Origin of the sequence: Synechococcus sp. CBW1004 (genome assembly GCF_015840715.1) — a bacterium.
Classification (GTDB): domain Bacteria; phylum Cyanobacteriota; class Cyanobacteriia; order PCC-6307; family Cyanobiaceae; genus Cyanobium.
The window spans coordinates 917,503-944,229 of sequence record NZ_CP060397.1 but is presented as its reverse complement, the minus strand read 5'-3'; the positions used below and the strand labels follow the sequence as shown (position 1 = coordinate 944,229).

The following is a 26,727-nucleotide window of genomic DNA, read 5'->3' as shown; positions in this document are numbered from 1 at the left end:
TGCGGTGTATGGCCCCTGAGGGCCGTTGAACGAGACAATTGACTCCGGCCGCTGCTTGTCCCTGGCCACGCACACCACCCCCCTGCAGATCCGCCCCTACGCGGCGGCCGACTGGCCGGCTGTGTGGGGGCTGCTGGAGCCGGTGTTCCGCGCCGGTGAAACCTTCCCCCATGACCCGGCCATCAGCGAGGCGGAGGCCCAGGTGACGTGGGTGGAGCAGAGCCAGGCGGTGATGGTGGCCGTGGATGCCGCGGGTGCGCTGGTGGGCACCTACTACCTCAGGCCCAACTCGCTGGCCCTCGGCGCCCACGTCGCCAATGCGGGCTATGTGGTGGCCGAGCACGCTCGGCGCCAGGGAATCGGCAGCAGGCTCTGCCAGCACTCCCTGCAGGCGGCGCGGCGACTCGGCTTCCGGCTGATGCAGTTCAACCTGGTGGTGAGCACCAACACCGCCGGCATCCGCTGCTGGCAGCGCAACGGCTTTCAGGTGGTCGGCACCCTGCCTGGGGCGTTTCGCCACCGGCAACGGGGCTATGTCGATGCCCTGGTGATGGTGCAGGCGCTGGTGGAGGAGCCAACCCCATGAAGGTGGTGCCGTTGCGGCTGCAGCCGAGCGATGACCTGCGCCTGGTACTGGAGGCCTGGATGGGAGCGCAGCAGGAGCAGGCCGGTTGCGTGATCAGTGCCGTCGGCAGCCTGTCGCTGGCCCAACTGCGCCTGGCCGGTGCGACCGAGGCCAGGGCGATCCACGGCGAGCTGGAGATCCTCAGCCTCTCGGGCACCCTCTCACCCGATGGCGCCCACCTGCACATCGCCATCGCCGACAGCAGCGGTACCGCGATCGGAGGGCACCTCTGCGCCGGCTCGCTGGTGCGCACCACCGCCGAGCTGGTGGTCGGCCTGCTGCCGGAGTGGCGCTTCCGGCGAGAGCTGGATCCAGCCACCGGCCACGCCGAGCTGCGGATCAGTCCTGGGGATCTGAGCTGAGGGGCGGCAACCGCCGCTCCACCTGCAGGAATACCAACCAGGCCACGCCGGCACTGATGCCGCCGGTCCAGTCGTTGCGGAGCAGCTCCACGATCGACACCGTGCTGGCGCCGATGCGAAGACCGCGCAGCAGGAAGCGGCCCAGTTTCTCCAGCGTGTCGCGGTTCTTCGTCATCGGCTCAGAATGCGTCAGCTCAGGCCGCCGATGGTCAGCCCCACCAACTGGCGCAGCTGCTGCAGTTCGGCTGGGGTGATCTGTGAGTTGGTGGCTGCGGTGATGCGTGTCTTGGCCACGCAGGTCAGGCTCTGCGGGAGCAGGTCGCTCACCTTCTTGCAGCCGTTGCTGGGACTGGGCTGCAGCACCACCGTCAGATCGGGGATCGCCCGGGCTGGGTCGCCTGTCATCGGCACCACCAGCACCGTGGGGTAAGCGGGGTCAAACAGCTCGATGTCCTGCACCACGACAGCCGGCCGGAGCTTGTTCGGCTCAGGGGGCTGGGGATCCTGGGCGGGGTGGTCTGGATCCTTGCGCCAGTCAACGGTGACGATCTGCCCAGCCTTGAGCTCCACGCTGGTCGTCAGCGGGTGATGGGCTCAGGTGTGGCCCAGTCGTCAATGAAGGCTTGGGCCTCAGGATCAGCCGCGATGTGATCGGCCACCGTTTTGCTCTGGGCACGGATACGGGCTCGCAGGGCATCCATCGCGCTCACCGAGCTGCTCACCGCCACGATTCGTCTGCCGCCGCGTTGGCGGCGGCGAATGGAGAAGGGAGCTTCCGGCTCCTGAATGGCTGAATCGGCTGGGGTCATGACGGCAGCGGCTCTCGCCGACCGCATAGACGTTGCCTCAACCTTAATCGCGGTGTCAGTGTTGGGGTTCATGGCTGTAGCCGCTCCTCCAGCAGCGTCAGGGCCAGGGCCTGTTCACGGGCGATGCCGCCGCGCACCGCATCGAACAGGGCCAGCAGTTCCCCCAGGGCCGGGTTGCGCTCCGCCGCCTCGGGAACACTGGGATAGAGCGGATGGAAGGCGATGCCGCGGGCCGTTCCTTTCGTCCACGGCCACACCGGTGGCGGGTCGTTGCCCGGCCGGATCTGCTCGTTGAGGGGGGAGGCGGCGTAGCCGGTGGGAACGCCGCGGCTGAGCCCGCCCTGCGTCGCCGGAAAGCAGTAGCGAGCACCGTGCTGCACGAAAGCTTTCAGGGCAGCCCTGACCACCGTTGGCTTGCCGGCTCCATCCTTGATCGCCAGCTTGGCGGCGACGGCACGTTCCACCGCCGCATGGGCCTCCGAGGCTGTCATCCCCAGCTCAGCGCCGAGGACCGCGTAGGTGGGGGCAGGGCCTGAGTCCAAGGCCAGGCGCAGCAGCACCACCAGATCCTGCGGGCGCAGCACAAGCTGGGGATTGGAGGGTGAACGGGCCACGGTCGCAGGGGCCATTCGGCATTCGCGAATAGCGAATCTAGGGCGCCTGTCGCGGGTTGTCTGCTCTCTCAGGGCTCTGGAGCAGCCGGCGGCAGCAGCCGCTCGATCGCTTCATGGGGCACACCCACCTGCTGAGCGATCAGCAGCACCAGCTGCTCCAGCCGAACCAGGCGCTGCTCCAGGGCCTGCAGCTCGGTGGCGCCAGCCTTGCCCCCCGTGCCCTTCCCACCTGCAGTGGCTTTGGTCTTGGAAGGAGGTAGCAGGGACAGGGGCGGCGGGCCGTTGGGATCGGCCAGCAGCAGGCCCACCATCAGATCTTTCCTGGGGCGCTTGGGCACCTTGATGCCCCTCTGGGCACAGAGCTCCTGCAGGGCGTCGTTCTTCAGGGCCAGGAGTTGAGCCTCCGTGGCGGGTGTGCCGCCCTCGGGCTGGATCTGGGCGCGGGGTTCCTCGACTGCCGTGGCTCTGTCGCCCAGCTCTTCCGCCAGGCCGCGATAGAGCCGGGCATCGGCCTGGGCCAGCTGCTGCAGGGTGGAGCGGAGGGTATCGGCGATCTCACCCATGGTCGTCGGCTCCTTTGGCTTGATCCTCGGGCTGCGGCTGAGGCTGCTGTGGTGGCTGCTGTGCCTGGGGGCCCGTGGGCTCGGCCGGCTGCAGGTGCTGACTCCCGTTCATGCTGACGTCGATGGGCTGCGGCGGACTGACTGGAGGCGGTGTGGGTGTTCCAGCTGCGGGTCCGTGACCGTTGCCATTGCCGCCGGGGGGTGGCGGTGGCGGGAGCAGATCCTTGGACTTGTTGATCAACTCCTGCTGCTTCTGCTTGAGATCGCCAAGGCGGTCTTTGGTACGGCCCCAGCGATTGATGAAATGAATCACCGCACGAACGAGATCACCGATATACCCGCCACCTTGAAAGCTATGGCGACCTTTCTTGTAGCGGCTGAAGCCATTCACCAGATCATCGCCGGCATCTTCAATGTCACCGGCGATGGCCGTCACGATCTCCAGGAGCTCATAGAGTTCCTTGCGCTGGGGGAGATCGCGGCTGGCGAGGGCCGTGATCCGTTCCTTGAGCAGGGCTGTTTCGTCCTTGGCCTTATTGGCCAGACGCCGGTGTTGAGCTCGGCTGCGCATCAGGCTGGAGTAGCAATTGCGCAGTTCCAGGTAGGTGCTGTTGAGCTCTTCACGTTCAAGCGGTTCGGGATAAGGTGGGAAGTCGGAGGTTGGGGGCAGGAAGACCATGCCGGGGAGCACATCGGCTTCCATCCTCGGAATGCAGCTGCAGATGGCAGCGATGGTGAAGAGGATGGATCTATGCGTGGGATGAATAGTTCCGGCATCGCCCCTTATGGCGACTGAGGCGAGAAGGGTGATGAACGAGCGGCAAATCCGCAGCAATCTTCACAATGTCGCTGGAATCGCCCGAACAAAGCGAAATCACTTCACCTACGAGCGCCAGCTCGCTACCTGCTCTGGCTCAGCCCGGGGCGCACACCGCCCGGGGAGATCTCCGGCCTCTGCTCTTTCGCAGGAGAACTGAGCCAAAAGCGGGTCAGGGGGCTGAGGCTTTGTTCACTGACGCCTGAGCCCTTCTCGCCATGCCCCAGATCGACGTGATCGGCCTGTTCCAGCGCGGCGTCGATGCGCTCGCATGCCTCGCTGCTGCGGCTGGCACCAAGCCTCAGGAGCTGGTGGAGCATGCGGCCGAGCTGCTGCAGGAGAACGGCTACGGCCAGTTCGAAGGACTGATCCCGGCCCTGGCACCTGTCCTTGGCGAGGCAGGACTGCTTCAGCTGGAGGAGGCGCTGCTGGAGCGGGGTGGCGTCGATCGCTACACGATGGAGCAGCTCGTCCGGGGCCGTGGCGATCTGGACGGCTACCTGGAGCTGTTTGAGCCCTCCCAGCTCACCTGGCCTGATACCGCCGCCGAGGTGGCCGGCCATCTGCTCAGAGGCGGGCGGGCCGAGCAGGCCCTGGCCGTGCTGGAGCGGGCCGCCAAGGCGAGCCAGATCATGGAGGCCGAGGCGTGGCACGCCACCCGCATTGCTGTGCTCGACGCCCTGGGCCGCTGCGAGGAGGCGCAGCAGCACCGCTGGCAGGTCTTCTCCAAAACCCTCTCGATTCCAGTGCTGCGCGAGTACCTCCAGCGGCTGGATGACTTCGCCGATGTGGAGGCTGAGGAGCAGGCCCTGGCGGCGGCAGAGCAGCATCCCTTCCCGCTGGCGGCGCTGCAGTTCCTTGTCTTCTGGCCCAGCATGCCCCGCGCGGCTCGCTACGTGATCGAGCACTGCCACGACTGGGATGGCGATGCCTATGAGATCTACGAGCCTGCAGCCGAGCGCCTCAGCGCTGAGCATCCTGTGGCCGCCAGCCTGCTGCTGCGCTCCATGGTGGTGTTCGCCCTGTCGATGGGGCTGGCGTCCCAGCCAGTGGTGTAAATCCCCAGGGCCTCAGCCCTGCGTAGCCGGGCTGAGCGTCCGCACCTCAGGCGATCGGCTCCACGGCTGACGTTGCAAGGGGTGGGCAGGCCCGTTTCCCTGGTTTGAGAACCACCTCAACCAGACAGACCATGCCCAAGACCCATGCTGCCGTACCTGAGCTGGCCTCGCTACTCGATGGCAGCAGTGCCGGGGAGCTGATCCCTGAATTGGCCCGCCACGGCCTGCAGCAGCTGATCGAGCTGGAGCTCGCTGCCTTCCTCGGTGCGGACTGGCACGAGCGCACCGAGGAGCGGCTCGGCCACCGCAACGGCTACCGGCCTCGCACCCTGACCACCCAGGTGGGGGATCTGGCACTGCAGATCCCGAAACTGCGCGCGGGCAGCTTCCTCCCCTCGATCCTCGAACCCCGCCGCCGGGTTGATCAGGCCCTGTACGCGGTGATCATGGAGGCTTACATCGGTGGGGTCTCGACCCGCAAGGTCGATGCCCTGGTGGCGGCGCTCGGCTCCCAGAGCGGCATCTCCAAGTCGCAGGTGAGTCGCATCTGTCAGGAGATCGACCAGCAGGTGCAGGCGTTTCTGAGCCGGCCCCTGGAGAGCAGCGGCTACGCCTACATCTATCTCGATGCCACCTACCTCAAGGGGCGGCTGGGCAAGGCTCAGCAGGTCTGCTCCCGCGCTGTCGTCGTCGCCATGGGGGTGAACGAGGATGGTCGCCGGGAGTTGCTGGGCCTCAAGGTCGGCGACAGCGAGACCGAGACCTTCTGGGCGGAATTCATCGCCCATCTCAAGGAACGGGGCCTGGGTGGCGTCAGGCTGGTGATCTCTGACGCCCACACCGGCCTCACCAAGGCGATCCGCCGCCAGCTGCAGGGAAGCATCTGGCAGCGCTGCCGCGTCCATTTCGCCCGCAACCTGCTGCAGTGCGTCCCCAAGGCTCACCAGGGCATGGTCACCGCCGCCCTGCGCAGCGTGTTCGCCCAGGAGAGCGCTGAGGAGATCGCGTCACGCTGGGACGATCTGGCCGCCTCGCTGGCGGAGCGCTTCCCCAAGGCCGCTGCGCTCATGCACGGCGCCAAGGAGGACGTGCTGGCTTTCCGGCCCTTCCCCAGGGACCACTGGCGCAAGATCTGGAGCACCAACCTGCTGGAGCGGGTCAATGAAGAAATCAAGCGCCGCACCAGGGTGGTCGGCATCTTCCCCAACGACCCTGCGATCACCCGCCTGGTGGGTGCGGTGTTGTTGGAGCAGCACGAGCACTGGCAGCTGGAGGGCCGCCGCATGTTCTCCGCCGAGAGCATGGCGACCATCCCGGAACTGGGCGACACCCCTGCTCTGCAGGACGCAGGCCCCAGGTGATCGAGGCTGCAGCGCCCCCACAGGGCGCAGCGGCCTTGATCGCCGCCCGGGGGCCGGCCGCTGCGACCCCTGGCTGCACAGACCACCTCAGCTCACAACATATCCGGGATTGGACGAAAGACTTGACAGGTCAATCGTCCCGAATCATCGTGGCTACAAGAGGTGCATCTGCATCTCCGGAATGACAGCCCGTCATTCCACCCTGTTCACCCTCTGATCAGGGCATTCGGGCCTCGGGTTTTACACCACGCAAAGGGACGTGGCCTCGATGGGCCGCTCCAAGCGCTACCGCTACGCCGCCGAGCACCTGCGCCAGTGCGGCACGCTGGAGGCCCGCATCGACGATTGGAAGGGTTTTGAGAGCCACAACAGCTTTGTGGGGCGATTGCGGGAGGCCTTCTCGCAGAAGTGGAGCTTCTGGCAGCTGCTGGAACGCTGAGCCTGCGGCGAAGGCACCAGCCCACTTGCTTTCCAACTGGATTACGGTTACGCGGATTTCGAGTAGCCTGTGAATACTCAGAATCCAAGTGCTATGTCCTCTATCCAGGCCGCTGAGGAGGAGGTCGTCATCCGTGCCCCATCCCAGTTGGCGCAGCTGCTGATCGCCCTGCGCCGTCAGTGCGGTCTCAGTCAGTCGGTCCTGGCGCAGAAGGCCGGTGGCATCAGCCAGGCACGCCTCTCGGCCCTGGAGCTCAATCCCGGCCGTTTCACCCTGGAGCGGTTGCTGCTGATCCTCGCCGCCCTGGATCTGGAGCTGGTGGTGCGGCTCCGCCGGCGCCGCACGGAACCGGCGGAGTGGTGATGGGCCGCCCCAGCCACACGCGGCAGCTGGCCGTCTGGATGAACGGCGAGCGGGTGGGGGAATGGCGCGTACCGGGACGGGGCCCGCAGGAGTTCCACTACGACCCCGTGTGGCTGAGCTCGCCTCAGTTCCGGCCCCTCTCGCTCTCGCTGCCGGTTGGCCTGGCTGCGCCTGCGCTGCGAGGGGAGGTGGTTGAGCAATGGTTCGCCAACCTGCTCCCCGACAACGAGACCATCCTTCGGCGGCTGCAGCGGCGGTTCTCGCTGCGGGGCACCAGCGCCTTTGAGCTGCTGGAGGCTGTGGGGCGCGACTGCGCCGGAGCGGTGCAGCTCCTGCCCCCTGAGGAAGAACCCGCCGGCCTGGATCGCATCGAGGCCACCCCGCTCTCGGATGAAGCCATCGGCCGCCTGCTGCGGGGAGTGGTGGCAGAACCGCTGCCGGGAGACACGGCCGGCGCCGAAGGGGAACTGCGCCTCTCGATCGCCGGAGCCCAGGAGAAAACAGCCCTGCTCTGGCATCAAAACCGGTGGTGCCGTCCCCAGGGCAGCACCCCCACCACCCATCTGTTCAAGTTGCCGATGGGCCGGGTGGGCAGCGGCCAGATCGACTTCTCCTCTTCGGTGGAGAACGAGTGGCTCTGTGGCCGGATCCTGGCGGCCTATGGCCTGCCGATGGCTGCCAGCACGCTGGCCAGCTTTGACGGCCAGCGCTGTCTGATCGTGGAGCGCTTTGATCGGCGGCTGCATCCATGCGGCAACCACTGGCTGCGTCTGCCGGTCGAGGACTTCTGCCAGGCCACCGGCACGCCGCCGGAGCAGAAATACGAAAACCAGGGCGGTCCGGGCATGGTGGCCATCGCCGAGCTGCTCGCCCAGTCCGCCCAGGCAGCAGAGGATCTGCGCTGCTTCTTTCAGGCCCAGGTGCTGTTCTGGATGCTGCGAGCGATCGACGGCCACGCCAAGAACTTCAGCCTCTTCCTGCTGCCGGGCGGCAGCTACCGACTCACCCCGCTGTACGACGTGCTCTCGGCCTGGCCGGTGATCGGCAAGGCAGCCGGCCAATGGCCCGAGCAGGAGCTGCGCCTGGCGATGACCTGGCATGGGACCAAGAGCCGCACCAACAAGCCCATGCAGGTGCAACTCCGTCATCTGATCAGCACCGCCAGCCGGATGGGGCTGGGCGCCGAGGCCGAGGCTTTGGTGGCCGACCTGGTGGCCCGAACCCCCGAGGTGATCGCCACGGTGCAGCAGGAGCTGCCCAGCGGTTTTCCAGAGCCATTGGCCGGCGCGATCCTTGATGGACTGCAGGGCTCTGCCGAGCGTCTGGAGAAGCAGCTCAGTTGACCTTGAGCTGCTTGAAATGTGCAGCCCAAGACCCTTCAGCCTGCACGGAGATCCTGCTCCATCCGCTGCGACGCCCGCTCGAAGGCAGCATCCACTTCGTCATCTCCGATCCAGCGGCTGTAGGCGGCAAGGTGCGTCTCCAGGCTGTGCCCCATGGCCGCCGCGACGAATTTGGTGGGCAGCATCGGGCAGAGCGTATGGGCCCGATGTGCATAGGCATGGCGGCAGGAATAGAGCACCAATTTCTCGCCCTGTTCTTCGTAGCGACGCCGCAGCTCGCGCCAGAGTGCACGGCGGCGCATGTAGAGACCCATTGAATCGGCACCAAGGCCCGGTTTCATTGGGGGGAGGCGATCCGAGCGGAAGGTGGCCTCCAGATTCCAGGCTGCAGCCCACGGATCGCAGGGCAACAGCCGCAGGGGCCGTGGCTCGGTCTTCCCCCGACTGGAGACCTTGGAGTAGTTGCACCAGAGACGCCCGTTGCGGATTTCAAGGTGCTGCAGTTCCTCCGGGCGCAATCCATAGGCGGAGAGCAGCTGAAACGCATAGCGCCACTTGGGATCCGGGATCGCCTCCACCAGCGCCTGAATTTCGTCCACCGTCAGCGGCGTTGTCACAGAGGCCGTCTCACGCCGTCTGCCCACATAGGGCGTCAGATCAAGAGGGGGTGCCCAGGTTGCAGGGAGGCGGCCCGTATCAACACCCCAGCGCAGGATTGCAGCGGTCTGCTGCACCTGAAGCTGCCGTCCCCGGCATCCAGGCTGATTCGCCCAGGGAGCGGTGATGGCCTCGAGTAGCTGCACCGGTGTCTGGCAACGATCGACCGCAGCCAGGATCAATCGCATGCGGCGGACATACGTGTTGGTCCAGGTCGTTGGCTTGATCTCGCCACTGCCGATCTTTCGCTCACGGAAGGCTTCCACCAACGCCGGCCAGTTGATCAGCCCGGCATCCACGGGGGATGGATCCTGAGAGTCGTCATCACTTTGGGCTGCGCAGAGACCCGCAATGACAGTCTCGATCGGCTTTCCGGCAACGAGGTTGCGATAAACGGCGAGGGCGGCATCCCGGATCGCATCAACGTTCTCCGACGACCAGTCGATCGGCAGCGGCACCTGACGGCGGCGTCCGTTCCCCAGCGACTCAGCGATGTTGACGCGCGCCTTGCCCCGCTTCTCGTTGACCGTGATCCCAGAGCGGCATCCCTCCTGGGAGAGGCTGTGGGAGAGACCTGCCCGCAGAAGCGTTACCCAGTCACCCGGACGAGGCATGGGAGAGATTTGGGGAGAGATTCCGCCCCACAGAGTGGCACGCTGCGGCATCGGGAGCCAAGTAGCGGCACCGTCAAACCCAGTGGCAAACTGCTTTTTGGGGCGAGATCCCAGCACTGGCCTGGCGTTTGCAAATCAGCAAAACGCGAGCTTTGGGAGCACTAGGTCGCAGGTTCGAATCCTGTCGCCCCGACTGAATTCTCAGGGATTGGCCAAGGGGCCTGCAAGAGAATCTGCAAGAGAAGCCCTCCCGCAGCGGCTTCGCCAGGTCCCGCAACCCCTGTGCAAGAGATTCCCCGCCAGCCTCCAGTGCCATTGCTGTGGAGGATGCCCTTCCGTTCAACGGCGTTCTCTTGCATCTCTTGCACCGTTCGGCTGAAGCTGTTTGGTGGAGGCCAAACTGCGATTCATGGCATCCCGTCTGATCGTCTCTGACAACCGCGACGACCCGGGCAATCCGCTGGTGCTGGATGGCGATGCCATCGATGCCGCAGCCCACGACCCGCTGGCGATCGGCAAGCTGATGGTCGATCAAGTCTGGGCTGAGGGAACAGATCCCACGGGTGGCGGGCTCTACTACGAGCGCAGCAGCAACCGGCATTGGCGGCTGCAGGCTTTCGAGACGGGCCACGAAGACTTCATGACCGGCGGCTGGGTGCGGGTTCTGGCCACAGCAGAGCAGGTGCGCAAGGAGCGCGCAGGCATGGAGCAGGCCGCCAGGGCTGGACTGGTGAAGATCCACGGCACCCACCGAGGCGTGCTGCTGGTGGAGTTCCTGGACGTTCCCTGGGGCTGAGCAGCCACCGCAGGGCTCCGGTCGTCGTCGGCCGTCCTTCAGCGTGCCCGGCTGAGCCGTGGCGTGCATCGGCCAGCCGCCGCCGCCCTCCGCGCTGGGGCCGGTGTGGTGGGTGGTAGCGGGCTTAGCCGCGCTCCCGCGGCTGCGGTGGCGTGGCGGCCCGTCCCTTGCGGTGCGCGGGGTGCTGACTCAGGTGGCCTCGCGCGGCTGCGCGGTCGGTGTTGGTTTGGCGGCTCATTCAGTGCCCCTTCTTTGCATCGAGATTCCTCGGCTTCCAGTGGCATCGGCCCGTTGAGTTCCATTGCCCTGCAGCGGTTCTGCCGGCCCTGCAGTGCGCTTGTACTGGTAGAATAAAGGTTGCGCCAAAGGCCACGAGCCCATCGCCGGCGGCAACGAAATCCTCAGACAACTTGCCCCGTTCGTTTGCTCTGTAGCCATGAGCTTGTCTTCTGCTGCAGTGGCCCCGGCCGCTGCATTGGCCCTCCCTGGCCTGCTGTCTCGCCCTGTTCAGCTCCATCGCTCTCTGGTCATCGTCGCCGGGGGCGGGCGTGATCTGGCCTGGCCCGTTGAGCGCATCGCTTCTGCCCTGCTCCAGCGCAGCGGTGGCCGGGCTGTTCATCTCCTCCTTCATGGCGGTGCCCGTGGCGCTGATCAGGTCATCGGTCGGGCTGCTCATCAGCTCGGCTGGCGCGTTCAGTCCCTCGCGGCTGAGTGGCGCCGCTTTGGTCGCTGTGCCGGCCCCATCCGCAATCGGCAGCTGCTTGAGCAGGCGCTCATCGAGGCCCAGGCCCGCATCACCAGCAGCCAGAGCGTTCTATCTGCACATGGGCTTTGAGCCCTCCCCGCTCGATCCCTCCACCCTGATGGTGCGGCTCTCGGATGTGCGTGATGCCCTGCTGAGCTGAAGGGGCTGAGCTGGCATCACCCTGCCGCCCAGGGTCAGAGCTCCCCCCACCGCTTCCCCGGTAGCGCACGCCCGCGCTGAGCTTCCAGAAACGCGTTGCTCTCCACCACCGCGGTGCCGGCGGTGCGGAGGTGGCGCATCAGCGGGCTGTCGATGAACACGCTGCTGACGACGACCAGATCAGCCGTGGCATCCGGATCAAGAGGGACGGGAATGAGCCCGAGGCTGATGGCGTGCTCCAGGGCCTTCTGCACCTTGAATTCCCAGCCGTGGGCGTCCTCGCCGAGGAAGGCGATGGTTCCCCCGGCAGAGGGAATGGTCACGGTTGTGGGCAACCAGTCGTGGCTGGGCGGGGCCGGCTGGGGCAGCCCTGAGAGACGCGGCCGCAGGGAAGCAGGTCGGGCAGCGGCAGCGGATCCGGCCACCCGTGCGGCAGCACGCGAGGGTTGCAGATGGGGCAGTCCGTGGCGCAGCAGGGCCGCCAGGGCTCGGGTGTCACCCATGGCGAGGCTGTTTCAGAGAACAGGTGGCGTCCTCGCCGGTCAGGGTGATGCCGCGGGCGGCGCAGAGCTTCCCCAGGCTCTGGAAGGGGTTGGGCATCGTGTCGATCCCATCGCCCAGATTCACCACCAGCTCCGGGTGGCGGCTGCCGGCCTCCCAGAAGTGGTGCCGCAGGATCGGGCCACGGATTTGCCCAGGCAAACAGCCGCGATCGAGGTTGTGGGCCACCAGCACGCGGCCGTGCAGCAGGCCCGCCAGCTCGGGTGCCACATCCGCGAACACCGGGGCCGAGGAAGCCAGGGCGTCATCGATGCCGTGGACGGCGGCATTGGGGATGGGGACGCCCGGGTCGATCACCGTCGTCCACTCCTGCTGGAGCTCCCCCTCGGGCGAGAGCAGCAGCAGGGCGATCTCCACGATCCGGCAGAGCTGGCCGGTGCCGGTGGTCTCCAGATCCACCACCGCGAAGCCATCCGCCCCTGGAGGGAGCAGCTCCGGGAGGGGCCTGGGTATGGGCGGAACGGGAATGGGACTCGCTGGCATGCCCCTGGCATAACCGCGGCCGAGGCATCTGGATCTCCGGCAGCGCAAAGGATGCGGGATCCGCATGGTTCCGGCCCATAGGCGGTCAGCTTCCTTCTTCGCAGGAAAAATGGTTCGTTCTAGCGGCGGCGTTGTGACGCTGGACGGATGCACTCCCACCCCATCGCGTGGCCAGTCCCACCACCGTTCAAGGCTCTCTGGCATCACGGCGCACGGCCTTTGCCTACCCCCCGCCGGAGCTGCTGGAGCCCTTGCACATCCTCGATCTGCTGGAGCTGAGCGGTTCCCAGCCCAAGGCCGCCCTGGCACTGTCGATGCACCTCGATGCCGGCTCGGCGGCCCGCTCGATGGGACACAGCCTCGAGGTACACCTGCGCTCCTATCCCTGGGCTTCGGCGGCAGGTACGGAAGCCGCCTTCCAGCGCGCACACGACGTCCTGGTTGCCTCGACACTGCCGACGGCCTCACCTTGAAGCCATCAGAGAGTCGGCCCTACCCGTTCTTCTCAAGGATGTCGGCGACCTGGCGCCTGATCTCAGGGAAGCGCTGATAGGCCATCCAGACCTCCTCCAGATCGATCTGGTCATAGGCATGGATCAGCACGTCGCGCATTCCTGCCATGGCACGCCAGGGAATTTCAGGGTTCGCGAGCCGGACTTCACTGCTCAATCGCTTTGTGGCCTCTCCGAGCACCTCCAGGCATCGAATCACCGCATCCTGAAAATAGGTTGTCTTCTCCAGCGTCTGGTAGTTCTGGACCGGGAACTCCAAAGCGCGATCCAGAACTCCAAGGATGTCTTCAAGAGCTTGGCGATCTCTCGGCTCCATCAGAGTGCGACGGACTCTGCTTCCACGACATCCCTGAGGCCGGGCTTCAGGTTGCGACGCCGGATCAGATCCACCCGCGTCAGCAGCAGCTCCTCCAGGGCCGACTTCAACTCTGCACGATCAAACAGACTGGCCCCATCTGGCAGATCCACCAGCAGGTCCACATCGCTGCCAGGCCTCGCCTGGTCCCTGGCGACAGACCCGAAGACAGCCAGGTTGCTCGCTCCGAAACGGCCCAGCAGCTCATGGATCTGAGGTGCCAGGTGCTGCAGCTCGGCGAGACGCATGGTGTGTACTCCTCTGATGTCCTCGGCAAGGAAGCCTTCTCAGAGTAGGCCGGGCGCCCTCAGGCCTGGACCTGCGGCGCCCCGTGCAGTCTCCGCATGGGAGCTGTCCTACTTGCGACTGCAGGCCCCGCGGGGGACTTGGAAGGCTGCTGGCAACTCGTGGGGTGAATAGCGTCCTCATCGCTTTGACTCACGTCTCCAGCAGGGCGGCAGAGCGTGCAGTTGCTTCATTCATCGCCGTATTGCAGCGCTCCAGGTGATATAGAACGGGTGAATTGGTGCTCGGGAATTTGCGGCGCCAATGCACTCCGGGCTGGAGGAAGCCGGCCTTGCGCCAGCGGCCCAAGGTTTTCTCGCTGACTCCGAGGTTTTGGCCAGCTGATCGTGCATCAGCCCATTCCTGGGCGTTGGAGAGTGTGACCTGGTTGGCCGGAAGCTGAGGGCGGCTGGCGCGTGCTCTTGGTAACCCCATCAGCTTCCCCCCAGCTGGCTGCGCAGCCGCTGCAGTGTGTCGACCAGCCAGGAGCGCCGGTAGCTCCTGACCTGGCGGGGTGCCCCGTCGACGTACTGCTGACGGCAGGGCGGCTCCTGGCCGAACTCCTCTCGGTAGGCCTTGGCGACGAGCTTGCCTGCCGCGCAGAACTGGGTTCGCGGCAGCACCTGCTGGAACACCTCCAGCCAGGCATCGCCCAGGGTCAACTCCTCATCGGCGCCAATGCCCGGTAGAAGCGCCTGCCCCGAGCTGGCGGTCAGCACGTTGCTACGCACGATGTCCTTGAACAGCAGCTTGTCGCGTTGATCCAGCCCCCCCAGCCGCTCGAAAAGGCCGATGCTGCGCTCCACCAGGGCGATCACCTCGGCCTCCCGGAGCCTGGGCGGGTTTGTCTCCACTGGCGCCGGCGCGGCCTGCTGGGCGCTCTCGAGAAACCAACCGTCCATCCAGACCGCGAACGGGGCGCTGATCCAGCGGGCCAGGTCGACCGCGACCTGGGGATGGACCCAGGTGCCGCCGCCACCGGCACCGCCTGAGCGGGACTCAACAAGAGCGTGGACGGAAATTCCGGCCACGCTTTCCAGGGCGTCCAGATAGAGCTGGCACCGGTCGGACTCGCGGTAGTCCTTCCACCGCTTGCCGTTGGCTTTGCACATGGCTGTCGCATTGACGTAGCCGTCGGCGGTTCGCCGTGAGATCGGTGTCCCGTTCCAGGAGCGGGACACCAGCGCGTTCGTCTGCATCGGATCGAGAGCAGTAGGGGATGGAGAAAGATCGGGGTAGTGGCTCTGAGGAGGCAGGCTCTGCTGGCCATGGCGCCGTTAAGAGTTCGCTGAAAAACCCGCCCATCCCTGCGAAAATGGGGCAACCGCCCACCCTGTGATGCGAGGTCGACAGGAGCGCACCGGCTCGCTGTTCTCCTACGTCTCGGTCGAGGATCGGATTCCGGCCAGTCATCCGCTGCGGCGGATCCGCAAGCTGGCCGATCAGGCCCTTGATCGACTCAATCCCACCTTCTGCGCGCTGTACGCCTCAGAAGGCCGGCCATCGGTGCCGCCCGAGCAGCTGCTTCTGGCCTCGTTGCTGCAGGCGTTCTATGGCATCCGCTCGGAGCGTCTTTTGCTGGAGCAGCTCCACTACAACCTGCTGTTTCGCTGGTACGGCTTCGCCGGGCCTGCGGCTACGTGGGTCTCAGCCCGGATGATCCGATCTGGCATCCGACAACGTTCACCAAGAACCGCGAGCGGCTGCTCAACGAGGAGGTGATGGGGCGCTTCCTGGAGAAGTTGATGGGTGCGCCGGAGGTCAGGCCGCTGCTCAGCGATGAGCACTTCTCGGTGGATGGCACCCTGCTGCAGGCCTGGGCGTCCCATGCCTCGCTGGAGCGAATTGATGGGCAGGACGATCCGCCGCCGCCGCCATCGGGCCCTGGCGAGGGCTTTGGTGCTCCAAAGCCCGGCAGGAAGCGCGCGAAAGGGGATTTCCGCGGCATCAAGCTCAGCAACAAGACCCATCGCTCCGGCGTCGATCCGGATGCCTTGCTGTGCCGCAAATCCAAGGCCCATCCGGCGTTGCCCAGCTACCGGGGGCACGTGCTCATGGACAACCGCCATGCCCTGATCGTCGACTGTCGCGTCACGCAAGCGACGGGCACCGGAGAGCGGGATGCCGCCAAGGTGATGGCGGCAGATCGTCCCGGTGCCCACCAGAAAACGATCGGTGCCGACAAGAACTACGACACCAGGGGCTTTGTCGCAGAGATGCGCCGCATCGGAGTCACACCTCACGTGGCTCAGAACACTGCTCGCTCTGGTGGTTCCGCCATTGATGGCCGCACCACTCGCCATGAGGGCTACGGCAAGTCGATCAATGCCCGCCGCGGCATCGAGAAGGTGTTTGGCTGGATCAAGCAGTGGGGCGGTCTGCGTCAGTTCAAGCTGCGCGGCACCGAAAAGGTGGGTGCAGTGTTTGGCCTGCACGTGATCGCCTACAACCTGATCCGGCTGGGCAACCTGCTCAAACCGGCGATGGCGGCGGCATGAACAGGTGGTTGCCCAGAGGTGTGCCAACGAGGCGGCTTCCAGGAAGCCCCAACGGGGCAAAACGCCTGAAATCTGGCGTTCTGAACCGCTGAATCAACGAATCCAGCCCGAACAGCGCGTAATCAGATCACGCGAGGGAGGAACGCGGCGTTTCTGACGGTTTTCCGCAAACTCTTAAGCGAGACGCCAAATTCACCCGTGTGACCAACGTTCCGCCCAGGACCTGCAGATGATGGCAGGAGATCAGCCTTCGACTGAGCGGAGCAAACAGATGTTCGGCGATACTTTTCGACTTGATCCACCGGACATCAAATGAGTCTTGATGGGCCAGGGCGTAGTAATAGAGAAGCTCCATGGTAACCGCAGCCGAAAGCTCCTCGGGCGGCTTGAACAAGCCAACCAGCAGGGTGGGGCGCAAGAACTCATTGATGAGCCGCTCACTGATGCCGAGCCTAACAAAGAGTGATTGCGCATCGAGATCGTCGTACTGCTGGAACGTCTTTTCACTGCGGTTGAGGTCAAGCATCGCATAAAGAAGTCCAGCAATGCTGAGCCGGTCCTGAATGGGTAGTCGTGTGAAGTTCGTGATGGTTGCTACCATCTGACCAAGGGGACTTGGCCATTGGGGCGCATCTCCAAAGACGGGCGCTGTTGCCTCCAACCCATCGGGCGACCAGAATGCACTCGTCGTGAAGTCCGTGAAGACATCCCCAATGCCGAGTTCATCGGTGAGAGCATTGATGTTGGGATAGTCTTTCCAGAACCCTCTCGTGCCTGCCTCGAAAGGCTTGCCGCTCTTGGTTGTGCTTGGTTGACGACCTGTTGGATCAGGCCCTCCATCAATCAAGGTGACACGAAGTCCGGCTTCACAGAGTGCCTTGGCGGCTCCCCAGCCAGCCCATCCAGCTCCGACGACGACCACATGGGATGGTCTTCCAAGAGGCGTGGTCTGGTCTGGCATGGCTCCTCCGAACATCGGCTCAGCCTCTGCAAGGTAATCAAAGAGTGATGGTGCTCGCCGCCACGTCGTCTACATGCCTGCAGGCATCCTGGCGCTGCCGGGGCAGTGCTGCTGAGAAATGGGACGGTGGGTGGCACTTGGTTGTTGAGAAGCCTCGGCGCTCCTCTGGACCACGAATGCTTCTCCATGCAGACCACGCGGTTGTCGACATGGCAAAGATCTGCGGCTAGCTGCTCTCAGTCGAGCATTCGGTCGGAAGAATCAATGCCCGGCGATCTGTCTGGAGTGGCTCGCAGGATCGTGAGCGGCACGTACGGGATCAAACAGATGATCACAGCAATTCCGGAGTATGTCATCTTCCCCTTGCACCTGAAGGTTGGTCTCACCAAGAACAGACTCGAGGCAAACCTGCAATCGGGCGATCTTTGTCCTGTCGCCGCGAATCTCGATCCTGAAAACTACGGTGTGGTGATTGTCCCTGTATCGGGTCTTACACAATGTCTGCTGACGCTTGCGGCTGCCGGCTCATGGGCAGCCACTATCGTTCGTAGGACGAAACGTCGGGACATGCCTGAGCCATCGCGGCCGCCTACTGGCTCAGACAATGCAAGCATCGGGTGCCCACAGCAAGATGAGACAGGTGGCTTTGAGCTTGCCCACGCTGCCCCAGCTTGAGCAGCAAGGCGAGATCCGGGCTTTTCGGGGGTGCCTCTGCTGGGAAGGAGACCTGGAGACCCAACGCCTCGACTCCGCTCCGGCCAGTGCCGATCCTGAGCATGGCGGACGGCGATAGCCTCGATCCATGACCAACCCGCAACTCACCAGGAACCTCCTGGAGGTCATCCGGAGCCTCCCCGACGCTGATCGCCGCTGGCTGCTGGAGCAGCTGGGGCAGGACTGCGGCGAGCTCGGCAGCGATGAGCTGGCACAGATCGCGCAGGCTGGTCATGCGTTCGATGACCTTGCCTTGGAGCCTGATCTCTACAGCTTCAGTGACGGCGAGCCGGTCGCGGCGGGCTCATACAGGCTCGCTCTGAAATCGTCCTGGTGGCGTTTCCCTTCACGGATGGGCCCAACGTCAACCCCTGCCCGGCGATGGTGATCTGCCTGAGTGACCGCCATCAGGATGTTCTCCTTGCCTTCATCAGCTCAAAGGTTGCAGGAGCAGCCCACAGGGATGAGCTGGATATCCCGGCTGATCACCCCCAGTTCAGCCAGAGCGGACTGAAGGTGTCCTCCCGGTGTCGCCTGATTCGGATGACGTCTGTGGCGATGCCTCTGGTCAGGCGTCGCATCGGTTCCCTGCCACCGGATCTCCGTGCCACCTGTGTGGAGATCCTGAGAGAAATCGTCTGCCCTGAAGTCTGATTGATGCGCAGTTTTCCGCGGCTTGGATCTCTGCGGACATTGCCACCAGATCTCCTGCCAGCTCCTGGAAGATCTGGTGTTCTGCGGTGAGCGCTGGCCACGGCTGGCTGAGCTGGCGGCCCAGGTGCTGTTTGAGCAGCGGGCAGCTGCGCCGGCCATGTCCGTTGATCCGGCGCTTGAGGCACTGCTGCCCTTCTGAGGGCAGGCGCCAGGCGGGGCTCATGCTGGTGCCTCGCCTTCTTGCTGGTCGCAGCCGCCATGGCCAGACAGCGCCACTCAGCGGGGAAACGGGCCAGCGAATGGCCGACGACCACCACGGCGCGGCAGATCACCACAGCTGATCCACCGGAGACACAGAGCCTGCTGGCGGATAGGTGCAGCACTGGCGGGGCCCGGTAGCCAACACGGTCGGCGAGGGGAGGGAGGAAGGCCCGCTGCCCCAGCTGTCTCGCCACGGACCGTACCCAATGTCTGCAAGCCGATGGACGGGCAGTTTTCGTCAGGTTCGGCCGGGTCGCTACAGCCGAGGCCTGACGCGGGTGTCCCTCGCCTCCTTCGTGATGGCCTCCTCCTCTCCCCGCTGCGAGATCCGCCAGCTGGCGGTCTATGTCTATCCCGGTGGCATCAAGACGCATGATGCCGAGCGCCATGTGGTCTTCTATGGCCGCCGTGGCGTGCCGGTGAAGAAGCCCCGCTTCATTCCGGCGCAGCTGGCGCATCAGCTGGCTCGCAAGCTGCAGGCCAGGCGCCTGGGCACCGTGGCGGTGCTCTGAGGCTGGGGGCCTCCGGGCCCCTGGCACAGGCCCCGGCGGGTCAGCGGCTTGCAGGGGCCTTCCCTGCGGCACGCCACCCGAGTCGAGTGGTGCGCACAATGCCGCCAGATGCAGCAGCGCCATGACCGAGCAGACCCGTAGACCCTCCCTGCTGAACCGGATCGCCCGGGTGCTGCTGTGCCTGGTGTTCGTGAATGCCGTGATCGGCAAGCTGACGGGCTTTGGCGCCGTGGCCGGCGTGATCGCCGCCAAGGGCCTGCCGCTGGCGCCGCTGCTGCTGGTGGCGGCGATGGCGCTGATGGCGGTGGGCTCCGCTCTGGTGATCAGCGGCTGGAAGGCACGGCTGGGGGCGATCCTGCTGCTGCTGTTCCTGGTGCCGACGACGCTGATCTTCCATAGCGATGTGGCCGACACCATGCAGCGGATTCAGCTGCTGAAGAACCTGGCGATCATCGGCGGCCTGCTGCTGGTGATCGATCGCGATCCGGCCTGAGGACCGTTCAGCGTCTGCCGCGCTTCTCGGCGACATCCATCCGGCGGGCGATGGAGCGGGCCCAGCGCAGGCCGGGGTCGCCGCCCCAGCCATCCCAGGCCTGGCGGCCCTTGCCGTAGGTGCTCCAGGTGGAGCCCTGCTTGTCGACAGCATGGCGAGCGAAGTAGCTCACCATCCGATCAATCGTCTGCGGTGCGAGCTCCTGGCGATTGGCGAGCTGGCGGGCCCGGGCCAGGCCCACCGGCGTCATAACCCCGCTGAGAAGGCGGCTGCTGGGCGCGCCGTTCGAGGGCGCGACGGGCAGCAGCCGCGACGGCAGCGGGCGGCTGGAAGGAGATGCCGCGGTAGAAGTCCTTGCTCCGGCGCGGCATGGCGATCAGGCCGCTGCGGGTTCGTCGGAATCGGTGTCCGGCTCAGGGGCAGCATCATGGGCACCAGAGTTGTCGCCTGCGACAACCTCAACAGTCGTCGCCTCAGAAGGGGCGGCATCCGGCTCAGTGACGGCTGTGGCCTCGTCATCTGCGGCGACCTGAACCTCGGTGAGGGCCGGCACGAACGGATCGATGAAGGCGTCGATGGCGGTGAGCTGGCTGGTGGCGTCATCGGCGCTGGCCTGCAGCTGGGCCATCAGCGCCTCAGCCGTGGCGGCGCGTTCCATCGCAGCCAGGGCATCGCGGCGAGCCGCATCGATGGCAGCAGCGTCCGCGGCGTCATCCTCCAGGGCATCGGCCAGTTGCTGGCGCAGGTCCGCCTCGCGTGACTGGAAGTCGGCGATCACGGCGACGATGCGATCGAGCAGAGCATTCATGGCTTTGAAGGGTGAGAAGAACAGGTGCAGCAGTCGGAGGGTCACGGGGCACCTCGGGGTTGATCTCCGAGAAGCGGTTCAGCTGCTGGCGAAGGGTGCGGATCTCCTTTTCCAGCTGGTTGTTCTTGCGGCGTTCGGCCTTGAGCGGATCGGAGGAGCGGCTGTCGTCGGCTCCGGGATCAGCGGCAGCGGCGGCTGCCGTTGCCGGCGGCGCTGCCGATTCGCCTGAGGTGGTGTCGCCCTGGGGATCAGTTCTCCCATCGGCGTTCTGGCCGGCGGGTGCGTAGTTGTCGTCAGCGCCCTGGCCGCTGGAGGCGGCGGCAGTGCTGGTGGCGGGAGGAGGAGCAGAGGTGGCAGTGGCCATGACCCATCGCGGCTGTCGTGGAGGAACGCCCCGGAGGAGTTGCAAGCGCACCTCTCGGTGCGACGCTGTGCTCACCGCCTATTACCTGGCTGCCGCCGACAATGCCCCCGGTCCTCACGCAGAAAGCCATGGCAGCCGGCATCACGGTCACGTCCAACCCGGATCCGGCGGAGCTGCAGAGCCTGGGCGTGACGAGCTGGCCGACCTGGGGCTGTGGGGTCAGCACCTTCCCCTGGACCTACGACGAGCATGAGACCTGCCTGCTGCTGGAGGGTGATGTCACCGTCACCCCGGAGGGCGGTAAGCCGGTCCGGTTCGGAGCCGGTGATCTGGTGGTGTTCGAGCAGGGCCTGAGCTGCACCTGGGATGTGCACGCCCCTATGCGCAAGCACTACCGGTTCGGCTGAAGACCCGCCAGGGCGCAACTCATGCAGACACCTCCCCGCCCCACGCCCCGCGAGACCACCGAGGCGATGGTGCGCAACATCGACCGGGAGCTGGCTGAGATCAAGCAGGCCATCGGCCAGTGCCGGGGCGATCGAATGGCGGAGCCGAGGCTGACGAGCATCTGGATGGCTCACCTGCTGATCAGCAGCACAGAGTTGCTGCAGAACCTGCTGATCGACACCGCCCAGCGGCCTTGACGGATCAGCGCACCAGGTCCTGCTGTCGCAGACGGCTCAACGGCGTGCTGACTCAGGTGCCGGGTTTGTCAGTGCGGGTCCACCTTCCGGTGGAGCTGGAAGAGCGCCTTGTGGCCCAACGGCGATGGGTACTCAAGCGTTCTGGTGCTGGCTGGCGGGCACCTGCTGCAGCCGCCTCAGGCCGCCTCCCGTGAGTGGTTCTGCTGGAGCTGGCTGTTGGGATCGATGTCGGTGTCGATGGTGATCACCTGATTGCGGCCGCCTTGCTTGGCGGAGTACATGGCGGCATCGGCGCGGGCGATGAGGGTGTCGACGGTTTCGCCTGGGTTGGCGATGGCGACGCCGATGCTGAGGCTGACCTCAAGGTTGCCACCGTTGTGGGGGATGGGCTGGCAGCCAGCGGCCCGGAGTTTCTCGGCAATGGCGGTGGCCTGCTCGCGGGCATGGAGGCCCTGGAACACAACCAGCAGTTCATCACCGCCCATGCGGCCGGCCAGATCGTTCTGGCGCAGGCAGTGGCGAATGCGATCGGCCAGGGTGATGAGCGCGGCATCACCGGCGGCATGGCCGCAGGTGTCGTTCACCTGCTTGAACTTATCGACATCGATGAACAGCACGCCGGTGCTGCCGGCGCGCGGATCGGGATCAGCCAGCAGGGCCTCCAGGCGCTCCAGGATGGAATTGCGGTTGAGCAGTCCGGTGAGCAGATCGTGGCTGGCGCGGTAATCGAGTTCGGCTGCGGCGGCTACCTCCTGATCGATGTTGCACAGCGACACTTGGAAGCCATCGGGTGTGCCATGGGCATCGAGGAAGGGCTTGGCGGCGATGGAGAACCAGTGGTAGGTGCCATCGGCGGTGAGCAGCCGGCCCTGACGCTCGATCGCTCCGCCCTGCTGCAGGGCGGTCTGGGCGCTGAGGGTGAGCGCCAGATCATCGGGATGGAGGAGCTCCTGCACGCTCCGGCCGATCCACTGTTCAGGCGGCGCCCCGAGGATGGATTGGGCGTTGTTGCTGAGCCAGATCAGGCGGTTGTCCCGGATGCGCACGATCAGCCTGATGGCGTTATCGGTCAGCAGGCGGTAGCGCTCTTCTGAGGCGGCCAGGGCCTGCGCCTTGCTGTAGCGCTCGCTGACATCACGCCAGGTGAGCGAGAGGCTGTCGGCTGCCCGCACGGCGCTGAGATCAACCACGAGGTCGCGGTCCAGCACTTCCTGGTCGGTGTAGACGAAATCGGTGAGCAGCAGCGGTTCGCCGGAGTCCATCACGTTGCGGTAGCAATCGAGCAGGCCCTGCTTGGCGACCCCCGGGAAGATGCTGGTGATCGTGCGGCCCAACAGGCGGCTGGCCGGTTGGCCCAGGAAGGCGTAGCTGGCGCTGTTGCCGTCGGCCAGGAGGAAGTCGACGATCCGCCCGTTCTCGTTGCGCAGCGGATCGAGGGTGAGCTGCGGATCCAGGAGCGAGTCGAGCGTGGCGCGCAGGAAGAGGCGCTGGCTGTCGAGCTGCTGGCGGGCGATGGTCATCTCGTGCACATCGCGCAGGCTGATCACGGCACCCTGGATGGCGTGGCCGCGATCGCGCAGCAGCTGCATCCGCAGCGCCACCCAGCGGTCGCTGCCGCCGCCGGTGCGCAGGCGCAGCAGCTGGCCCGCTCCGTTGGCGGTGGGAGCGAGCTGACGCGCCAGGCGCTGGTGGTAGTCCTGGAAGGCCTGCCGGTCGTCCGGATGCAGCCAGTCCGGCAGGGCGCTGTTGAGGATGCTGTCGGTGCTGCTGCCGAACAGCTCGGCCGCCGAGGGTGAAATCCAGCTGAGCTGGTGCCGGTGGTCGCACTTGAGCACCACATCGGCGGCGTTTTCCGCCAGCAGCCGGTAGTGCTCCCTGGCCTGCCTGAGCTGTTGCTCGGTCTTGACGCTGCGGCTGATGTCGATCACCTGGGCGATGAACGACTCCACCACGCTGTCATCCCGGCGGAGGGTGGCCACCGAGAGGTCCCCGCAGATCACATGGCCGTCGGCATGGAGAAAGCGCTTGCGGCGGCGGTAGGTGTTGCGCTCGCCCTTGAGGATCTGCTGCACCAGGGCCAGATCGTCGTCCAGATCGGCTGGGTAGGTGATCTTCTGCCAGGTGGAGGCCAGCAGCTGCTGGCGGTTGAGGCCGAGCATGGCGCAGAAGGCTGGGTTGACCTCCACAAACCGGCCGTCGGCGGTGGTGAGCACCATGCCGACCGGGGCATTCGCTGTGACGGCAGCCATGTGCTGCTGGGCCTGGTCCAGCGCTTGCTGCTGCTGGTGCTCGATATCGATCAGGCGCCAGGCGCCCGCCTGCTGGAGGCTGCAATCGGCGGCCACCGCCGAGCGGCTGCTGATCTCCAGCCAGTGCTCAACGCCAGCGCCATCGAGGATACGGCCCTGGAAGGTGGCCGTCTGGCCCTGGCTGAGCTGCGCCTGGGCCTGTTCGGCCAGGGGGCGGTCGTCTTCCAGGAGCAGGGCAGCGAGGGGACGGCCCAGCAGGGTGCTGGGGTCGAGCGCCAGCTGCGTCTGGGTGGAATCCGACACCCAGATGAGGCGGCCTTGGGCATCGGCGGCGTAGATCACATTCGCCGCGTTCTGGGCCACCAGGGCGAGCCGACTGTCGGCCTGGTGGCCCCGCTCTAGCCTGCGGCCAACCCAGGCGCTGAATCCCGCCAGGGCGGCCAGGCCCAGTGCGGTGCTGATGGCAATCGGCTGGGTGACGGCCCATTGCCGTTGCGCCAGCTGCGCTGCGCTGATGTGGCTGACGGCGATCCAGCGCGGCCTGGTGTCAAACGGCCGCAGATCGCTGCCGTCGTGTTCGCTGGTGAAGAGGTTGGTCTGAAACGGATGCAGGGACTGCCAGGTCCACAGGCCGCTGGCCAGGAGCTGCTGGCCGTTGGTCTGTGCCTGGATCAGCCGCCAGGCCGCCGGATCGCGGCGCGGGAAGGCGGCGGGCTTGCCCGTCATGAAGCCCCAGTCCGCCTTGCCGTCAGGGCTGTAGAGCGCGAAGCCCCTGCGGTTGAGCAGCAGCAGGGTGCTGTCAGCTTCGGTGCCCACGGCGGAGAAGCTCTCCAGCAGCGGCTGGCCCAGCAGGTTCAGCACCAGGGTGATGAGCCGCTGCGGGTTGGCGGGATCCGGCGCGATCGGGCGGAGCAGCCGCAGCACCGGTTTCTCTGGCGTTTCGATGCGCCCGTTTTCGACGTTGAGATCCAGCGGTGAGATGTAGGTGCTCCCCGGCGCCAGCTGCTTGGCGGCAATGACGTAATAACGGCGGCTTTTGTCATGCAGGGCGTCAGCAGCCAGGGGTGTGGCGCGGCCGCCGCGCCAGTTGATGCGCACCTGCTCCCGACCGGCGGCATCCAGCCAGCGGATCTGGTCGTAGTGGCCGCTGGCCTCGGCCACCACGCCCGTGAGCTGGGCCAGGGCGGCGCGGTTGGCAGGGCTGGGTTCGGCCAGCCAGCGCTGCAGCTCCGGCCGCGCCGTCAGCATGTCGAGGTCGCCCTCGGCCTGAGCCAGCCTGTCTTTGAGGGACTGGTTCGCCAGCGCGATGGCGTGGGTTTGATGCAGTTTCAAGGCCGTCAGAACCTGCTGGCGCGCATTGTGTGCCAGCCAGCTGGCGGCCAGCAGCAGCACGGCGGCCGAGGGCGCAAACACCAGCAGGGTGAAGCGGCAACGCCATCGGCAGCACGGCAGCCACCGATCCATTGCGGTGGCGAGGCTGGAGCCGAGGGCTGACGCTGATCGCTGGAAACCGCCGGGGTGGAACAGGGCAGGTGCTTCCATGAATATCCCTGTTGCTCACGCCGATCTTCTAGCTCGACTTGACCTTGCATCCCCCCCCCCCCATTTGGTGACTTTGTGGGTCCAGCGCCAGTAGAGCCAGACCCCACCGCCACCCCAGATCAGGCTCCAGATCACGAAGGTCGCGAGCGTGCCCAGCTGGGGTCCTTCCAGCGAATAGACGCCCGCGTTGATCAGCCCCGCATCGATCAGGGAACCACCGATTCCCCAGCCGAGCACCCAGGAGAAGAGGAAACCGATTGCCTGGAGGTTGCCGGTCATGGGGTGGTGACGTGAGGAGCGCTGATCATGGAAAAGCCCCCGGCATGGCCAGGGGCTGATGGGTGTGCCCGGAGGGGCGGAGCCTCAGAAGCAGAAGGGCAGGAACTGGGTGCGGCACGCGGCATAGCCGTCCACCAGGGCACCAAGGCCGATCTGATGGGCGATGCCGGAGCCGGTGATCGCCTCGGTGAGGATGCCGATCACGATGCCGAGCATGGCGGCACGACCGTTGAACCGCTCAACCCGCTTGAGCTGCTCCATGTGGATGAGCTGCTCGGCGCGGTGCTGGAACCACTGGTCGTTGGCGGAGGTATTGGTCATTGAATCTCTGGAATGGGGGATGGAAGCTGAAGCTGGAGCGGAAGGCCGGAAAGCCAGTGCTCAGTCGGCAGCGCCGCGCGGCTGCAACAGAGCAGCGGTGAGCCAGGCACCGATCAGCAGAAGAGCGAGGGTGCCGGTGTTCATCGTCTGGGGGTGGGAGCGAGATCGCTGGGGCGACGGAGAACAAAGACCGTCATGGCGGTGAGGACGACGACCAGGCCGATGACGGCGGCGATGGCGGTGGAGTAGTCGGTGCTCATGGCGTTCAACCGAGGCCGATCTGCTGGAGGATGCTCTGCCCGGTGAGCAGCTCGGTGGCGAGGCCAATCACGAAGCCGAGCATGGCCAGACGGCCATTCCAGGTTTCAGCGAAGGCGACGAAGCCAAAGCGGGGAGCGGGATCGGTCATGCACGTTTCAGATTGTTACAAGCACTGTAACGGCATGTGAACGGTCTGGCCGTAGCGGGTTCCCGCCCGAAGCCACCGGTCCCATCGCGTTCGGTCAGCCCAGCCATCACCGCTGCGTGGCCATCTCACCCCCGCGAGAGCTCCAGCTGCCTGGCCAGCCACAGCTCCACGTCCTCGTAGGTGTAGCGGACCAGGTTGCCCAGTTTCACGAAGGGCGGCCCGTAGCCGCTGGAGTTCCAGCTGTAGATCGTCGAGGTGGAGACGCCCAGATAGGCCGCCAGGGTTTCCGGCGTGTAGAAGCCCGAGGGGAGTGTGGTGGTGCTTGTGTCGGCATTGGCAGCGGCGCGGCGCTTGGGGATGAACAGCCAGCTGCCCACCGGCAGGGGATCCGAGGGCCGGCCGGTGAGGGTGGGGTTGAGTCCCTGCTCACGACTGCTGTTGCCGAGCCAGGCCAGCGGCTTGGCAGCGCTGCCAGACTTCAACCAGAAGGCCGAGCC

Annotated in this window: 35 protein-coding genes and 2 pseudogenes; 17 read left to right on the top strand and 20 right to left on the bottom strand. The window is 65.9% G+C overall.

Annotated elements, in window-relative coordinates:
• Positions 1-55: 55 nt before the first annotated feature.
• Both H8F25_RS04595 and H8F25_RS04590 read left to right on the top strand, forming a co-directional pair.
• Positions 56-586, top strand: coding sequence for a GNAT family N-acetyltransferase (locus H8F25_RS04595; RefSeq protein WP_231597090.1), 531 nt, complete (start codon positions 56-58; stop codon positions 584-586).
• Entirely contained in the window at positions 583-987 is a 405-nt protein-coding gene (locus H8F25_RS04590; RefSeq protein ID WP_197212205.1) for a PPC domain-containing DNA-binding protein, read from the top strand. Before H8F25_RS04595 ends, H8F25_RS04590 begins: the two co-directional genes overlap by 4 nt.
• On the opposite strand, the gene H8F25_RS04585 is transcribed toward H8F25_RS04590, so the two are convergent.
• The 6 genes from H8F25_RS04585 to H8F25_RS04560 form a co-directional block, all read right to left on the bottom strand.
• On the bottom strand, positions 965-1,162 hold the full coding sequence (locus H8F25_RS04585; protein ID WP_197153737.1) for a hypothetical protein: 198 nt from the start codon (positions 1,160-1,162) through the stop codon (positions 965-967). The genes H8F25_RS04590 and H8F25_RS04585 overlap by 23 nt on opposite strands.
• 14 nt (positions 1,163-1,176) lie before the next feature.
• On the bottom strand, positions 1,177-1,557 hold the full coding sequence (locus H8F25_RS04580; protein WP_197212204.1) for a type II toxin-antitoxin system PemK/MazF family toxin: 381 nt from the start codon (positions 1,555-1,557) through the stop codon (positions 1,177-1,179).
• Between the two features lie 8 nt (positions 1,558-1,565).
• A complete protein-coding gene (locus H8F25_RS04575; RefSeq protein ID WP_197212203.1) occupies positions 1,566-1,796 on the bottom strand; it encodes a hypothetical protein in 231 nt (76 codons plus the stop codon).
• Between the two features lie 68 nt (positions 1,797-1,864).
• Positions 1,865-2,410, bottom strand: coding sequence for a hypothetical protein (locus H8F25_RS04570; RefSeq protein ID WP_197212202.1), 546 nt, complete (start codon positions 2,408-2,410; stop codon positions 1,865-1,867).
• Between the two features lie 68 nt (positions 2,411-2,478).
• On the bottom strand, positions 2,479-2,973 hold the full coding sequence (locus H8F25_RS04565; RefSeq protein WP_197212201.1) for a hypothetical protein: 495 nt from the start codon (positions 2,971-2,973) through the stop codon (positions 2,479-2,481).
• Positions 2,966-3,808, bottom strand: coding sequence for a hypothetical protein (locus tag H8F25_RS04560; protein WP_197212200.1), 843 nt, complete (start codon positions 3,806-3,808; stop codon positions 2,966-2,968). The genes H8F25_RS04565 and H8F25_RS04560 overlap by 8 nt, the downstream gene beginning before the upstream one ends.
• Before the next feature lie 200 nt (positions 3,809-4,008).
• On the opposite strand from H8F25_RS04560, the gene H8F25_RS04555 reads away from it, so the two are divergent.
• The 5 genes from H8F25_RS04555 (at position 4,009) to H8F25_RS04535 (ending at position 8,354) form a co-directional block, all read left to right on the top strand.
• On the top strand, positions 4,009-4,848 hold the full coding sequence (locus tag H8F25_RS04555) for a DUF6880 family protein (protein ID WP_197212199.1): 840 nt from the start codon (positions 4,009-4,011) through the stop codon (positions 4,846-4,848).
• A gap of 131 nt (positions 4,849-4,979) precedes the next feature.
• A complete protein-coding gene (locus tag H8F25_RS04550; protein WP_197212198.1) occupies positions 4,980-6,209 on the top strand; it encodes an IS256 family transposase in 1,230 nt (409 codons plus the stop codon).
• Between the two features lie 268 nt (positions 6,210-6,477).
• Positions 6,478-6,648 carry a DUF6880 family protein gene (locus tag H8F25_RS04545; RefSeq protein WP_197212197.1) on the top strand — a complete coding sequence of 57 codons (171 nt, stop codon included), beginning with the start codon at positions 6,478-6,480 and terminating at the stop codon, positions 6,646-6,648.
• Between the two features lie 93 nt (positions 6,649-6,741).
• Positions 6,742-7,011 carry a helix-turn-helix domain-containing protein gene (locus H8F25_RS04540; protein WP_197212196.1) on the top strand — a complete coding sequence of 90 codons (270 nt, stop codon included), beginning with the start codon at positions 6,742-6,744 and terminating at the stop codon, positions 7,009-7,011.
• Positions 7,011-8,354 (top strand): type II toxin-antitoxin system HipA family toxin, encoded by a 1,344-nt coding sequence (locus H8F25_RS04535; RefSeq protein WP_231597088.1) that lies wholly within the window; start codon positions 7,011-7,013, stop codon positions 8,352-8,354. The genes H8F25_RS04540 and H8F25_RS04535 overlap by 1 nt, the downstream gene beginning before the upstream one ends.
• Before the next feature lie 35 nt (positions 8,355-8,389).
• Here H8F25_RS04535 and H8F25_RS04530 read toward each other — a convergent pair whose 3' ends face one another.
• On the bottom strand, positions 8,390-9,625 hold the full coding sequence (locus H8F25_RS04530) for a hypothetical protein (protein WP_197212195.1): 1,236 nt from the start codon (positions 9,623-9,625) through the stop codon (positions 8,390-8,392).
• Positions 9,626-10,034: 409 nt separating this feature from the next.
• On the opposite strand from H8F25_RS04530, the gene H8F25_RS04525 reads away from it, so the two are divergent.
• Positions 10,035-10,421 carry a hypothetical protein gene (locus H8F25_RS04525; protein ID WP_197212194.1) on the top strand — a complete coding sequence of 129 codons (387 nt, stop codon included), beginning with the start codon at positions 10,035-10,037 and terminating at the stop codon, positions 10,419-10,421.
• 436 nt (positions 10,422-10,857) lie between these two features.
• Positions 10,858-11,256 (top strand): hypothetical protein, encoded by a 399-nt coding sequence (locus H8F25_RS04520; protein WP_197212193.1) that lies wholly within the window; start codon positions 10,858-10,860, stop codon positions 11,254-11,256.
• 104 nt (positions 11,257-11,360) lie between these two features.
• Here the strand turns inward: H8F25_RS04520 and H8F25_RS04515 are convergent, their stop codons facing one another.
• Together H8F25_RS04515 and H8F25_RS04510 are read right to left on the bottom strand one after the other, a co-directional pair.
• Entirely contained in the window at positions 11,361-11,828 is a 468-nt protein-coding gene (locus tag H8F25_RS04515; RefSeq protein WP_197212192.1) for a hypothetical protein, read from the bottom strand.
• The gene (locus tag H8F25_RS04510; RefSeq protein WP_197212191.1) at positions 11,821-12,369 is read right to left on the bottom strand and encodes a 3'-5' exonuclease; all 549 of its coding nucleotides are present in this window, start codon (positions 12,367-12,369) and stop codon (positions 11,821-11,823) included. The genes H8F25_RS04515 and H8F25_RS04510 overlap by 8 nt, the downstream gene beginning before the upstream one ends.
• 167 nt (positions 12,370-12,536) lie before the next feature.
• Here H8F25_RS04510 and H8F25_RS04505 point away from each other — a divergent pair, with 167 nt between their 5' ends.
• Positions 12,537-12,842, top strand: a complete 306-nt coding sequence (locus H8F25_RS04505) for a hypothetical protein (protein WP_197212190.1) — start codon at positions 12,537-12,539, stop codon at positions 12,840-12,842.
• A gap of 19 nt (positions 12,843-12,861) precedes the next feature.
• Here the strand turns inward: H8F25_RS04505 and H8F25_RS04500 are convergent, their stop codons facing one another.
• The 3 genes from H8F25_RS04500 to H8F25_RS04485 all read right to left on the bottom strand — a co-directional run bounded on the left by H8F25_RS04500 (position 12,862) and on the right by H8F25_RS04485 (position 14,720).
• Positions 12,862-13,197: a DUF86 domain-containing protein gene (locus H8F25_RS04500; RefSeq protein WP_197212189.1), complete on the bottom strand. Its 336-nt coding sequence runs from the start codon at positions 13,195-13,197 to the stop codon at positions 12,862-12,864.
• Positions 13,197-13,484, bottom strand: coding sequence for a nucleotidyltransferase family protein (locus H8F25_RS04495; protein ID WP_197212188.1), 288 nt, complete (start codon positions 13,482-13,484; stop codon positions 13,197-13,199). The genes H8F25_RS04500 and H8F25_RS04495 overlap by 1 nt, the downstream gene beginning before the upstream one ends.
• Before the next feature lie 471 nt (positions 13,485-13,955).
• Positions 13,956-14,720: a KilA-N domain-containing protein gene (locus H8F25_RS04485; RefSeq protein WP_231597087.1), complete on the bottom strand. Its 765-nt coding sequence runs from the start codon at positions 14,718-14,720 to the stop codon at positions 13,956-13,958.
• Positions 14,721-14,859: 139 nt separating this feature from the next.
• Here H8F25_RS04485 and H8F25_RS04480 point away from each other — a divergent pair.
• Positions 14,860-16,019 (top strand): annotated as a pseudogene (locus H8F25_RS04480) (IS5 family transposase).
• Between the two features lie 184 nt (positions 16,020-16,203).
• Here H8F25_RS04480 and H8F25_RS04475 read toward each other — a convergent pair.
• Positions 16,204-16,980, bottom strand: a pseudogene (locus H8F25_RS04475) (NAD(P)-binding protein); the annotation flags it as partial.
• Positions 16,981-18,027: 1,047 nt separating this feature from the next.
• On the opposite strand from H8F25_RS04475, the gene H8F25_RS18095 reads away from it, so the two are divergent.
• The 4 genes from H8F25_RS18095 (at position 18,028) to H8F25_RS04460 (ending at position 19,614) form a co-directional block, all read left to right on the top strand.
• Positions 18,028-18,348 carry a hypothetical protein gene (locus H8F25_RS18095; RefSeq protein WP_370525814.1) on the top strand — a complete coding sequence of 107 codons (321 nt, stop codon included), beginning with the start codon at positions 18,028-18,030 and terminating at the stop codon, positions 18,346-18,348.
• Positions 18,349-18,370: 22 nt separating this feature from the next.
• Positions 18,371-18,547 (top strand): hypothetical protein, encoded by a 177-nt coding sequence (locus H8F25_RS04470; RefSeq protein WP_197212185.1) that lies wholly within the window; start codon positions 18,371-18,373, stop codon positions 18,545-18,547.
• Positions 18,548-18,887: 340 nt separating this feature from the next.
• Entirely contained in the window at positions 18,888-19,121 is a 234-nt protein-coding gene (locus H8F25_RS04465) for a hypothetical protein (protein WP_231597086.1), read from the top strand.
• A 121-nt stretch (positions 19,122-19,242) separates the two neighbouring features.
• Complete coding sequence (locus H8F25_RS04460) at positions 19,243-19,614, top strand: DoxX family protein (RefSeq protein WP_197212184.1); 372 nt, start codon at positions 19,243-19,245, stop codon at positions 19,612-19,614.
• A gap of 7 nt (positions 19,615-19,621) precedes the next feature.
• Here H8F25_RS04460 and H8F25_RS04455 read toward each other — a convergent pair whose 3' ends face one another.
• Positions 19,622-19,864 carry a hypothetical protein gene (locus H8F25_RS04455; protein ID WP_197212183.1) on the bottom strand — a complete coding sequence of 81 codons (243 nt, stop codon included), beginning with the start codon at positions 19,862-19,864 and terminating at the stop codon, positions 19,622-19,624.
• Between the two features lie 126 nt (positions 19,865-19,990).
• Positions 19,991-20,467: a hypothetical protein gene (locus H8F25_RS04450; protein ID WP_197212182.1), complete on the bottom strand. Its 477-nt coding sequence runs from the start codon at positions 20,465-20,467 to the stop codon at positions 19,991-19,993.
• 447 nt (positions 20,468-20,914) lie between these two features.
• On the opposite strand from H8F25_RS04450, the gene H8F25_RS04445 reads away from it, so the two are divergent.
• Together H8F25_RS04445 and H8F25_RS04440 are read left to right on the top strand one after the other, a co-directional pair.
• On the top strand, positions 20,915-21,193 hold the full coding sequence (locus tag H8F25_RS04445; protein WP_231597085.1) for a cupin domain-containing protein: 279 nt from the start codon (positions 20,915-20,917) through the stop codon (positions 21,191-21,193).
• A 21-nt stretch (positions 21,194-21,214) separates the two neighbouring features.
• Entirely contained in the window at positions 21,215-21,430 is a 216-nt protein-coding gene (locus H8F25_RS04440; RefSeq protein ID WP_197212180.1) for a hypothetical protein, read from the top strand.
• Between the two features lie 176 nt (positions 21,431-21,606).
• Here the strand turns inward: H8F25_RS04440 and H8F25_RS04435 are convergent, their stop codons facing one another.
• The 5 genes from H8F25_RS04435 to H8F25_RS04415 form a co-directional block, all read right to left on the bottom strand.
• Entirely contained in the window at positions 21,607-25,221 is a 3,615-nt protein-coding gene (locus H8F25_RS04435) for a PAS domain S-box protein (RefSeq protein WP_197212179.1), read from the bottom strand.
• Between the two features lie 15 nt (positions 25,222-25,236).
• On the bottom strand, positions 25,237-25,500 hold the full coding sequence (locus tag H8F25_RS04430; RefSeq protein ID WP_231597084.1) for a hypothetical protein: 264 nt from the start codon (positions 25,498-25,500) through the stop codon (positions 25,237-25,239).
• Positions 25,501-25,584: 84 nt separating this feature from the next.
• The gene (locus H8F25_RS04425; protein ID WP_197212178.1) at positions 25,585-25,821 is read right to left on the bottom strand and encodes a high light inducible protein; all 237 of its coding nucleotides are present in this window, start codon (positions 25,819-25,821) and stop codon (positions 25,585-25,587) included.
• A 265-nt stretch (positions 25,822-26,086) separates the two neighbouring features.
• Positions 26,087-26,230, bottom strand: a complete 144-nt coding sequence (locus tag H8F25_RS04420) for a chlorophyll a/b-binding protein (protein WP_197212177.1) — start codon at positions 26,228-26,230, stop codon at positions 26,087-26,089.
• Positions 26,231-26,355: 125 nt separating this feature from the next.
• The gene (locus H8F25_RS04415; RefSeq protein ID WP_197212176.1) at positions 26,356-26,712 is read right to left on the bottom strand and encodes an AlpA family transcriptional regulator; all 357 of its coding nucleotides are present in this window, start codon (positions 26,710-26,712) and stop codon (positions 26,356-26,358) included.
• Positions 26,713-26,727 lie beyond the last annotated feature (15 nt).